The sequence below is a fragment of the Paenibacillus sp. J2R1T-4 genome (assembly GCF_059692235.1).
This window is the reverse complement of record NZ_JCAUBA010000031.1, coordinates 13,972-24,987: the sequence shown is the minus strand read 5'-3', so window position 1 is coordinate 24,987 and position 11,016 is coordinate 13,972. Positions and strand designations below refer to the sequence as shown.

Annotated in this window: 9 protein-coding genes; 5 read left to right on the top strand and 4 right to left on the bottom strand. The window is 48.3% G+C overall.

Annotation, left to right across the window (positions count from 1 at the left end):
- Positions 1-7 precede the first annotated feature (7 nt).
- Positions 8-1,021, bottom strand: a complete 1,014-nt coding sequence (locus tag AC58QD_RS30575) for a LacI family DNA-binding transcriptional regulator (protein WP_497338837.1) — start codon at positions 1,019-1,021, stop codon at positions 8-10.
- Between the two features lie 228 nt (positions 1,022-1,249).
- Here AC58QD_RS30575 and AC58QD_RS30570 point away from each other — a divergent pair, with 228 nt between their 5' ends.
- Positions 1,250-3,610, top strand: a complete 2,361-nt coding sequence (locus tag AC58QD_RS30570; protein WP_497338836.1) for a helix-turn-helix domain-containing protein — start codon at positions 1,250-1,252, stop codon at positions 3,608-3,610.
- A 171-nt stretch (positions 3,611-3,781) separates the two neighbouring features.
- Complete coding sequence (locus AC58QD_RS30565) at positions 3,782-5,407, top strand: extracellular solute-binding protein (RefSeq protein WP_497338835.1); 1,626 nt, start codon at positions 3,782-3,784, stop codon at positions 5,405-5,407.
- Positions 5,408-5,882: 475 nt separating this feature from the next.
- On the opposite strand, the gene AC58QD_RS30560 is transcribed toward AC58QD_RS30565, so the two are convergent.
- Positions 5,883-7,175 carry a class I SAM-dependent methyltransferase gene (locus AC58QD_RS30560; RefSeq protein WP_497338834.1) on the bottom strand — a complete coding sequence of 431 codons (1,293 nt, stop codon included), beginning with the start codon at positions 7,173-7,175 and terminating at the stop codon, positions 5,883-5,885.
- An 85-nt stretch (positions 7,176-7,260) separates the two neighbouring features.
- On the bottom strand, positions 7,261-7,584 hold the full coding sequence (locus AC58QD_RS30555) for a DUF4870 domain-containing protein (protein WP_497338833.1): 324 nt from the start codon (positions 7,582-7,584) through the stop codon (positions 7,261-7,263).
- Between the two features lie 209 nt (positions 7,585-7,793).
- Between AC58QD_RS30555 and AC58QD_RS30550 the strand changes: the two genes are divergently transcribed.
- Genes AC58QD_RS30550 through AC58QD_RS30540 form a run of 3 tightly spaced genes read left to right on the top strand, consistent with a single transcriptional unit; the run spans position 7,794 to position 10,462 of the window.
- Positions 7,794-8,876 carry an ABC transporter substrate-binding protein gene (locus AC58QD_RS30550; protein WP_497338832.1) on the top strand — a complete coding sequence of 361 codons (1,083 nt, stop codon included), beginning with the start codon at positions 7,794-7,796 and terminating at the stop codon, positions 8,874-8,876.
- Positions 8,877-8,893: 17 nt separating this feature from the next.
- Positions 8,894-9,712, top strand: a complete 819-nt coding sequence (locus tag AC58QD_RS30545) for an ABC transporter permease (protein WP_497338831.1) — start codon at positions 8,894-8,896, stop codon at positions 9,710-9,712.
- A gap of 3 nt (positions 9,713-9,715) precedes the next feature.
- Complete coding sequence (locus AC58QD_RS30540) at positions 9,716-10,462, top strand: ABC transporter ATP-binding protein (protein ID WP_497338830.1); 747 nt, start codon at positions 9,716-9,718, stop codon at positions 10,460-10,462.
- A 187-nt stretch (positions 10,463-10,649) separates the two neighbouring features.
- Here the strand turns inward: AC58QD_RS30540 and AC58QD_RS30535 are convergent, their stop codons facing one another.
- The gene (locus tag AC58QD_RS30535; RefSeq protein WP_497338829.1) at positions 10,650-11,015 is read right to left on the bottom strand and encodes a hypothetical protein; all 366 of its coding nucleotides are present in this window, start codon (positions 11,013-11,015) and stop codon (positions 10,650-10,652) included.
- Position 11,016 lies beyond the last annotated feature (1 nt).

Genomic DNA, 11,016 nt, shown 5'->3' with positions numbered 1-11,016 from the left:
CGTACTGCTACGTAGTTCCTCGTATAACCAACTCGCTATCAATAATAATATCCTTGGATTCATTCTCATCGAGATTACCGCGAAAAATATCCAGCAAAAGTCCGACTGCTTCCTGTCCAAGTCTTTTCTTATCTTGTCTCACCGTGGTTAATGGCGGGGAGAAATAAGCGGCCGACTGGATGTCATCATATCCGATTACCGATACGTCCTGCGGGACTCGATAATCCCGTTCGAAGAGCGATTCCAAAGCGCCGAAAGCCATCAAATCATTGGCAGCAAACACAGCATCGAATGGAACATTTCTTTCCAACAATTGCTTCATCTGGCCGCGTGCTGCTTCCTGATCGGCTCTGCCAACGATAACCAAGGAGGGGTTAAGCTCGATTCCAGCTTCCAGCAGTGCTTGACAGTACCCGGCAAATCTCTCGTTCTCATGATAAGTATCCGTAAGTCCCTGGATGTATACGATCCGGCGTCTTCCTCGCTCCAGCAGATGATTCGTCGCCTGATAAGCCCCGCTGCGGTAATTGGATGTAACGCAAGCAAGCGGTAATGGATCAAAGTTCCTTTTGCCGATAAGAACATAAGGAATTTTCTGTTGCCGGTAATAGAGCAAATATTCCTGTTGAATATGTTCCCCCATGATGATTAGACCGTCCACCTTCCGCATCGTTGCGACCCGCTTCCAATATTCCTGGTCCGAGTCGCTGCGGTTAGCGAATAAAAGCAGGTCATAGGCATTCGCTACAGAGCGTTCTTGAATACCTTGAAGCGCCTCGTAAAAAATATGATGCGTCAAGAAATCCGGTTTCGGCCCAAAAACCATAACTCCTATATTACCTGTCTTGCCTCCTGCCAAACTTCTTGCTTGCGGATGCGGAACATAACCGGTCTGTTCAATAATGTCCAGCACTTTCTCCCGCACTTTCGGTTTAACTCCCGGTTGATCGTTGATTACCCGGGACACTGTTCCTCTTGAAACTCCTGCTAATTCTGCAATCGATTCCAACGTGTGTTTCATAATCATCACCTATTGTGGGAGCGCTCCAATTAACTCTATTCTCCTATTATTATGCAGCCGCGAAAATATGTCAACAAAAAGAAACCGAGCAACACACCTCACGACATAGGCCTTGGGGAAGAGAAGCGAATAGGTTGCGTGTAACTTTGCAACGGGCTATTTCTTACTCTAGAATAAGGTAACCTTGGCTCTCCTTGTGGTATGATGCTCTTGGGAGGGTTGTTTCATATGCAAAAAATCAAATCACCATATAAATCAAGGAAGTATCTCATCCGCCTTCTATTATCCGTGACTTTGCTCATCGTCATTTTGCTGTCAGCCCTTTCAGCTGCGCTCTATATTCATACGGAACGAACGGTCTTGAATATCCAACAGTCTGCCAGTGAGAAGATGCTTGCGCAGACCGTCTATAGCTTGGACTCGATGAACGAATTGCTCAAAACCACTGCGATAGCTGCGTATTACGATTCGTATGTAAGCGATTTCTTATATGGCGATGTGCGTGACACTTATGCTTTATTCCAACATATCCCGAGTCTCGAGAAGGTGATGAAAGCTGCGCCTTTCTTACATTCTATTGTCATTTTCAATGAGCTCCATCATTGTTATTATTCCTATTCGCCTTCAGCTATCCAAGCCTGCCAGACGGATACCAGCAGCCTGTTAACCGCTCGTTATATAGAGGAGCAACCGTCCCTTCCGAAGCTCAAGCTGCTTCCCGTATCTGCCGTCAAGAAATCAGGCGTTCGCCAGCCAATTGATTTTTTCTCCTTCGCCATGTTCAGCGACAGAGTACTTCCTCCTGGCGAACGGAAGGGGATGCTCATTCTTAATGTTCATCCTGACTGGCTGTTCGCCCAGTTGAACGGCATTAACAGCCTGAATAACTACGGTGATAGTCAATTGCTGCTCATGAGCAGCTCAGGCGAGAGCTATGATCCAAGTCTCAAGAGTTGGTCGAGCGGCGGGGATTTGTATAGCTCCTTGCTCCAAGCCATGAATACATCTGACAAAAGCGCCGACCTATTCATAGAAGGAAGCGGACCGAATAAACAGATTGTATCCTATATGAAGTCTGAGAAATATGACTGGACAGTCGTTAGCTTGCAGCCTTATGAGCAAGTGTTTCATGATATTTTGCGGATGAAAGCCGTCTCCTTCTATATTATAGCTGCGTTTCTGCTGCTTGCTCTCACCGCTTCTGCAGGCTTGACGTTCCGTTTGTACCACCCTGTTGAAATTTTGCTGCGGAAAGTTCGTGCGAATGTCACAGATGTCCCAACCGATCCTGCCGTAACCCGCAAGGACGAATGGGCTTATTTATCCACTGCCTTCCAGCACACGCTTGATCAGGTTCATCAGATGTCCCGGAATCAAGATGATCAGAACAGCATACTGCGAACGTATTACTCGAAAAAAATTATGTTGGAAAGCGCAACGATGTCCCTGCACGAGATTCAGGATCTCATTCGGCACTATCAGCTCAACATTAGTACGGACCTGCCCTTTTTACTTGTCGGATTTCACTCAGATGATTATAAGAAGCCTGATGATCCAGCTTTTTCTAACTCGACTCAAGCCTTGCAGCCCAAAATCATCTCCAATGTCGTGAATTCCGTACTGTCTGATGAGTATAAACATGAGCTGATGGATATGGGAAATGGATGTTTAGTGGATATTATTACTCTGACTGCTCCCGATGCGCTTATAGACACCCGGTTGATGCAACGGATCACGGCTATTCAGACCATGGCAAGCCTGGACTATAACTTATCCTTGACGGTAACAGTCAGTTCCACCGCTGCACAGGTACAACATATTAGCAACAGATATGAGCAGCTTCTCGATTATGCCAACTATCGAATTATTAGGGGTCGTATGTCTATAATCACGCATGAGCATGTGGAAGCCAATCTTCGTTCCGAGCAATTCCTATCGTCGCCCGAGCTGGAGAAGCGGATATCGGAGGGGTTAAAGTCTGGGCACAGGGAAGTCGTCAACGGCTGTCTGGAGGTATGGTTCCGGGGGTTGCATGCTTTGAAATACGAGCAGATGTTATTCGGGATGTTCCATCTTCTCGCGACAGTTCATAAGGTTGTGGAGGAAATGAACGCGAACCGGCTTCAGCAGATTGCCTTCGATACGCGCGAGCTGTACTCGCAACTAGCCAGCATTGCTACCCTGCATGACGCTGAATGTCTTTTTAGAGATACTTTAAGCGATATAACTTCGGAGACGGATGAATCGAGTGCAGATTCGACCAATCAGCTTGTAATAGATACCGTACAGGAAATCGTATTAACCCGTTATGCCGATCCGAATTTGTGCTTGCCCGAAATAGCTACTATGGTTCGGTTGTCAAGCGCGCATATCAGCAAGCTCTTCAAACAAAAAAATGGGGTTGGCATACCAGAGTATATTACAGAAGTCCGTCTGCAGCATACGTTATCCTTGCTCAAGCGCCAGGAGCACAGTGTGAATCAGATCATGGAGATGGTCGGGTTCACAAATCAAAGTTATTTCTTCCGCTTGTTTAAGAAAAAATTCGGAACAACACCTAAGGAATACCGCCTGAAACAAGTCCTTTAACTTCACTGCATCCAAAAAATACAGTCCAATTCGTATATTACAGTCCACCTGAACAGTCGATTTCCAATTGTACAGTTTGTGTATGCGCTTTCTTATGGCAAGATTAGAGCAGATTCCGAGGAAGCGAATCCGCTTCTTTCGAATCACTCACTTTAAGAGGAGGTCAGCACTTTGAAGAAACGAGTTAATTGGAAGCCTTTACAGCTTACGGGGGTAAGTATGATGGCGCTCTCCGTAGTAATCGCCGGTTGTTCGTCCAGCACCAAGGAACCGCAGGCCACTCCAAAAGCGGATGCAACTGGGCAAACGCAGACACCGCAAGCTACAGAGACAAAGAAAGAGAATTTACAGCTAAGATGGTTCATACCTGGAAAAGCAAGCAGTACGCTGCCTAAAGACGATTTTGTTAAGAAAACGATCGAAGAGAAATTCAATGTCACCCTTAACGTCGAGTACATGGCACCCGGGACTGACTATGACAACAAGATTAGCGTCATGCTTGCTGGCGGCGAAGCCCCTGACTTGTTCATCGCATCTGGCACTGCGTCTCAGAAATATGCCAACGACGGCCTGTTGGCTGATATGACGCCATTTGTGAATGCGAAGACGATGCCCAATTATTTTAAATACTGGTTCAAAGAAGCGGATCTACCTGGATATGCGGTAACTAAGGGGACCTTCTGGCGCGCTCCGCTCCCTTTTGCTAACCGGCTGTATCGCTCCTATTATGTACGCAAGGATTGGTTGGATAAGCTGGGCCTGAAAGTGCCGAATACGTATGATGAGATGATTGATGTCATGCGGAAATTCACATTCGATGATCCGGACGGTAACGGCAAGAAGGATACGTATGGCATGAGTGCGGCTGGAAACGCCAATTCACTCTCCTATGACTTTCCCGATTGGCTGAAGCACGGATTACTCGGAGGCAGTATGCTGGTCGGCGATCAATTCATCGACACGCAATCCGACCCCAAAATTCAGTTCGTAATTGATGGTGTCGTAAAGCACATTGCCGAGGGCATCATTGACCCCGACTGGTTTTTGAACAAGGGGACACAGCATCTCGACAAAGCCGCTCAAGGCAAAGTGGGAATCATCCTTTCAGATGAGAAATTCGCGCTCGAGAGTATTCCGACAAGCTACCAGAACAAGGCCAAGGCTATTACCCCTCAAGCGAACTGGATCCCTTTCCAGCCTTATAAGGATACAGGCGTGTGGACAGAAAATATTCCAGGGTATCCGTTCCTGTTCTCTTCCATTACAGCACAGAAGCAGCCCGCCAAGATCGTCCGGTCTGTCGAAATTCTCGATTGGCTGTCTAGCCCGGAAGGGTATCTTCTGACCCATTATGGCAAGGAAGGCGTCCATTACACAAAAAGCGGCAGCACTTATACGCTTAATAAAGCTGCGATCAAGAAAGACATTGTGGATCAAGGCGATTTCCTGAGTATTTGGGACTTCTTCACCCGTCTCGACGAGCCGGAACGCGTTGGATTGACCATTATTGATCCAGACGTGTCTGATCGGGATCGAGACATTATTAAGAGCATTAAAGCATACAAGTACGCTCCTTCAATTGGTATCAGCACAGCGCCTCCAGCAGGTATCAACATCGGAGATTTCCGCACCAAAATGCGAGAGTACCACGTAAAGCTGCTGTTCGACGAGAAATCGGGCGCTAACTGGCCCAAGTATCGCGCTGAGCTTATGGAGAAATATCAGGGCAAAGCCATTTTCGAAGAATATGCGATCCAGGTGAGTGCGGTTCAGGGGAAGACGTTTAAGTTTCAGTAGGGGGGGATGAAAAAGCGGGCTTGAGCAATTAGCTGGCCTAGTTGGGCCCGCTGCAGCTTAAAGGAGAAACCTCGGCCGTTCCGAATGTGTGTGACAGCTCCAGCCGTTGTTGAACTCGTGTTCCTTTGATTAGGGTGAAGGTTGGAACACGAGTTCAAAGACGGCACGTGGACTTTCCGCTTGTCACACACATCCTCCACTCTCTTTGTCTCGGTTTCACCATCGCTTTAGCGGGCCTACTGAGGCCCGCTTTTTCATTCTTGTGGGGCGGGTAGCAGGAGGGCACTCGGCACTTTTTTAATATGTGCCGACAGAAGTGCCGACAGAAGTGCCGACGGCCTAGAGCGTCTGCTTACTGCGACTAAGAATGGCAATTGCAATTGTTCGCTTGGCTTGCATTTGAGCGTAGTTTGGTTACTTGGTGAACCTGGAGTGTTTGTGTTGGAATCCTGGTTAATGATAGGTTTGGTGTTCTTTATGAATTGGTATGCTGTTCTGCTGCCGCGAAGATCGGAGCGAGCTTGTCCTGCAGAGCGCGCTCGAGATAGGGCGCGGCGTGCAGTTCCGCCACGAAGCTGCGGTATGCCGCGGCTTTGGCGGCCTGCGCCGCGCTGATGGGCGCGGCAGGACCTTCATGCGCAGCGTTAGTCGCTGCGCCGCTTACTGCCCGCGTCTCGGCCGCGAGCGTGCGGGTTGCCGTCTGCTTCTGCTTGACGGCGCGAATGAGCAAATTCTTAGGCGTGTGCTCCATGTCGATGAATTCCAGGATCTGCGTCTTGTAGCCCAGCAGGTCGAGCAGCGAGGCGCGGATCGAGTCTGTAGCCAGCGCCGCGAATCGCTCGCGAATGATCCCATGCGTCAGCATCGGGTTAAGCAGCGCATTCTCCAGCTGGCCGAACAGCTCGTGCTGGCAGCACGGGACGGACAAGATAACTTCCGCGCCCCAGCGGACGGCCTTCTCCAATGCGGCGTCAGTCGCCGTATCGCAAGCATGCAGCGTGACGACCATATCGACACGCTCCAGGCCCTTATACTGGGCGATATCGCCTACCAGGAACTGCAGACGGTCGAGCCCTAGCTTCTCTGCTAATGCGCTGCAATGGGCAATCACATCCTCTTTCAAATCCAAGCCAATCACTTGGATATCCAGCCCGCGGATCATCTTCAGATAGTGATATAACGCAAACGTTAAGTAGGACTTGCCGCAACCGAAGTCGACAATATTCAACGTCCTCCCCGTTTGCAGCGAGCCTGCTACGTCCTCAACCATCTCCAAGTACCGGTTAATCTGACGAAACTTATCATACTTCGCTGCCAGCACTTTTCCTTGTGCGTTCATAACGTCAAGCTCAACAAGGAAGGGAACCGGGGTCCCTTCCTCTAGCAAATACTGCTTTTTACGGTTATGAGCGGCATCTGCCTTTTCCGTCTTAGTCGGGGCTTTTGTCAGGATTGAAGCTTCCCCTTTCTTATTCATCAGAATATGAAAGTCGGCCTCGCTCGTTTGCACAACGCCCTGCTTGAAATCCCCGCCCAGCAGCAAGTCACTTATTTTGATAGCAGCCTCGTTGAGTTCAACGTTCTCGTGTGTTACTTTACGCGCATAATGATACTCGAACTGCAACATCAACCCTGCTTTTAACTGTACTGGTTTTATTTTGACCTTGTTGAAGCCATCTGCGGTTTTGCGCTTAGGATTAGAGATGATCGCTTGTGCAAGTTGATTCGCTGCAATGATTTCACTGAGTAATGGTAATAGCTTGTTCATTATTTGTCCTGCTCCATTCATGCTATGAGAGTGCGGCTGACATAGCCAGCTATGGCTCCCATTATACCCGAAATAGAGTCTGTTATCACTTCAGGAGACGAATGGTGAATGGATAACGGTAAGATTCGCCCTGTGCAGCTTTCAATGTGGCAATAATAATCAGAATAAAGGCAGCAACGCCTAACACGAATAACATTATTATTCCGATCAGCACAACAACCAATATACCCGAAACAAACCCATAAATATAAACCGAAATCTGGAAATTCAAGGCCTCCTTCGCATGCTGTTCCACAAAGCTGGACTGATCTTTCTTAATGAGCCAAATAATTAATGGAGCTACGAATCCTGTAATTAACGACAGCAAATGAGCCATTAACGCCATGTTTTTCTCATCCTGAGTTACCATAAACAACCTCCAATGCTTTCCTTTTAAAATAGATCCTCCTGCGTTCCTAATAAAACTCCTGCCTCTCTCCATCCTATTCACACGGTTTTCCATATATTCAATTGAGCTCATTTTGCAACAAAGACTTGACGGTTCGGTGCAGGGCTTTTATAATACCTATTAAAACAGTAGGAATTATCGTTTTTTTATTATTTTAGGGGGAAAAGAGAATGAATCTTCGCAACAAACGCAAGAAAGCGGCTAAAATGCTATTGGGGTTGACATTGGCGGCTTCGATGATCGCACTCAGCGCATGCGCAACTAAAGACGCAGGCAACACTACACAAGGCGGCGCAACTACTCCTGCACCATCGGAGAGCGCAGCACCTAAGAAGGAAGTTAAGGAACTCAAGGTCGGCTACTTGAACGTTATGGACGATGCCCAAGCGATGCTTGCGTTTGACGCCAAAATATATGAGAAAAATGCTCTGAATGTAAAGATGCAAGCCTTTGAGAGCGGCACCGATCTGATTAAAGCTATGGTAGGCGGAGATGTGGATGCAGGTGTGCTTGGATTCACGAATGCTGTTACTTGGGCTTCCAAGGGTGCAGGTTTGAAGGTTGTAGGCGGCGCACAAATGGGCTTCCACAGCATCCTGGTGCGCAACGACAGTGGAATTAACAGTATTGCAGACTTGAAAGGCAAGCGTCTCGCTTCGCAAAAAGCAGGCAGCACAGCGGATATCGTATTGTCCGGCGTTTCCCTTCCTAGTGCCAAATTATCTAAAGATGATCTCAAAATGGTATATGTAGAGCCGGCACAAGCTATACAATCCTTGGCGGGCGGAGCGGTAGACGCTGCATTCGTATTCGAGCCCTATGATAAAATCGCTACGAAGACTATGCCTGTGAAGCAAATTTATGAAGTAGGTAATGTATGGCCGTTCCCTTGTATGGTTGTAATTACAACGGACGATGTGTTGAAGAAGAACCGTGAAGGTATTAACCGTATGCTGGACGCTCAAAAAGAAGCTATTGCCATGCTGGAGACAGATTCTCAGAAGGCCGCTGATTTCATTACGAAGCGTTTCATTGAGGGCGATACTGTCAAGACGGACAAAGGTGATGTCAAAGCAACTACAATTATTAAGGAATCCATTGATTCGCAACAATTTAATTGGGATATTACACCCGCGCACATCAAAACCATGCAGGAAATCTCCGATATTATGTTGAATCAAAAAGTACTGGATAAAGCCGTTAAGGTTGAGGATATTCTAGATTTGACATGGCAGAACCAGCAGAAAAAATAGTAAGGAGATTTTAGTCGGTGAATTCTACATCCGTACCTAACAACACGAGAAAGAAGTCAAAAGCCGTCTCTTCCATACGCAAGTTGTTGCCCTTCCTTGCTGCCGTAGGCAGCCTTCTTGCTTTATGGCAGATTGTCGCATTCTTCTTGCCGGTGTACTTATTGCCGGACGTTCCGCAAGTATTTGCTCGACTAGGCAGAAGCTTCACGAATCCTGATTTTATGAATGGGATCAAGAGCAGCTTGCTGAGACTTTCCTTGGGCTATCCGATTGCCTGCTTGCTCGGCGCCATTCTGGGTCTGATCGCAGGTGTATCGAAGGCGTTCGCACTTTATTTGCGTAGCCTGATCTCCATCCTGCAATCGATCCCTCCGATTACTTGGGTGCCGTTCTTCGTCATCCTGCTTGGATTCGGGAACGCCACCATTATTACGGTTATCACGATTGCCAGCTTCTTCCCAATGGCTCTATCCGTGCTCAATGCAACAGAAGGCGTCAATCGCACGCATCTGGAGCTAGCGAGAGTACTAGGCGCTAGCAAAAGACAGCAGCTTACCAAAGTATTCGCTCCTGAAGCACTCCCTGCTTTTATGACTGGCGCTCAGGTTGCATTCGGTAATGCATGGCGCTCACTCATTGCGGCCGAGATGGTCGGCGGGGCAACATCCGGGATTGGATTCTATTCCAACTGGCGAGGCGAGATCGCGGACATGGAAGGCGTACTAATGAGTATTATGTGTATTGGTGCGATTGCAGCGATCCTGGATTATTTGGTGCTGGAGCGATTGAAGCGGAAGCTTCTTCATTGGCGCTATGTGTCAGGAGGGGATCAATAAGTTATGCAAACGATTCGAATTGATAATATTACGAAACATTTCGGTCCTCTAGAAGTGCTCTCGAACATTGATATTACCATCGAGAAGGGTGAGTTCGCTGCCATTGTAGGTCCATCCGGCTGCGGTAAGAGCACGGTGCTCCGCATGATTGCCGGACTGGATACACCGACTACCGGAGAGGTTAAGGCGAATGGCGTAGTGATAGGTCAGCCCGACCCTCAGCGTGTCCTTATTTTCCAAGAGCATGCGCTGTATCCTTGGCGTACGGTCGAAGACAATGTAGGCTTCGGTATGGAGCTTGCCAATGTACCTAAGGCAGAACGCCGTGCTCGCATTGACGAGATTCTGGATAAAGTCGGTCTGAACGGCTTTCAGAAATATTACCCGCACCAGCTGTCGGGCGGGATGAAGCAGCGTGCTTCAATTGCACGAGCACTCGTCCTGGACCCGCAGGTGCTGCTGTTGGACGAGCCTTACGGCGCCCTCGATGCGATCACTCGTCTGACGATGCAGAACGAGCTCATCAAGCTATGGCGCGGTACAGGCAAGACCGTACTGCTGATCACTCACGATATCGATGAAGCCGTCTATCTCGCGGATACGATCTACGTGATGAGCCCGCGCCCAGGACGCATTGTGCGGACTGTAAAGGCGGATATGGAGCGGCCGCGCAATCGGAACAGTGCGGAGTTCGTACAGCTGCGCCAGCAAATCATGGATAGTCTGGACATTGGTACTTACACGATATAGAGTTACAATCGATATGACAAAGGGCTGACCAGGGAGCAAATTACTTGCTTCCAGGTCAGCCCTTAATTCTATTTGTTGGTCACAATGTAACAAAACGAAACATCTCTGCTCAAACAACGTAGATTACAGTGTTAAGCTGCTGTTTGCATATCAATCAATGACTATCATCTTCTAATAGCACCATGCCTTAGCCAAAGAGCTTCTTCTTCGGTATTTGCTTGTACTTCTCCACACGGGATAAGGTGATTGGAGCCTCAATTACTTCCGTATTCGGTCCATTAGCAAGCGAGGATGGCTGATCCACTGGTTCCTGCGAAGCTGCGGCTCCCGCGACGGATGATTGATACTCGCGCAATTGGGCTTCTAACTGGTCCACCCGATCCAAAAGCTGCTGCATGGCAGACTCCAGCTGTTGAATACGCTCCATATCCTTCTCTGCATGCAAGGGTGACGCCTGTCCTGCTGAACGCTCAGAATCTGCGGCAAGCTCCAAAGCCTGTTCGGCTGAAAGTAACGCATTCAATTCTTCGGGCGACAATACTGACTTGTACATG

Excerpts from the sequence above, each read along its gene's own strand:
- AC58QD_RS30540 (WP_497338830.1), top strand. The coding sequence starts at position 9,716 with ATGCAAACGATTCGAATTGATAATATTACGAAACATTTCGGTCCTCTA.
- AC58QD_RS30550 (WP_497338832.1), top strand. The coding sequence starts at position 7,794 with ATGAATCTTCGCAACAAACGCAAGAAAGCGGCTAAAATGCTATTGGGG.
- AC58QD_RS30570 (WP_497338836.1), top strand. The coding sequence starts at position 1,250 with ATGCAAAAAATCAAATCACCATATAAATCAAGGAAGTATCTCATCCGC.
- AC58QD_RS30535 (WP_497338829.1), bottom strand. The coding sequence starts at position 11,015 with ATGTACAAGTCAGTATTGTCGCCCGAAGAATTGAATGCGTTACTTTCA.
- AC58QD_RS30560 (WP_497338834.1), bottom strand. The coding sequence starts at position 7,175 with ATGAACAAGCTATTACCATTACTCAGTGAAATCATTGCAGCGAATCAA.
- AC58QD_RS30555 (WP_497338833.1), bottom strand. The coding sequence starts at position 7,584 with ATGGTAACTCAGGATGAGAAAAACATGGCGTTAATGGCTCATTTGCTG.
- AC58QD_RS30575 (WP_497338837.1), bottom strand. The coding sequence starts at position 1,021 with ATGAAACACACGTTGGAATCGATTGCAGAATTAGCAGGAGTTTCAAGA.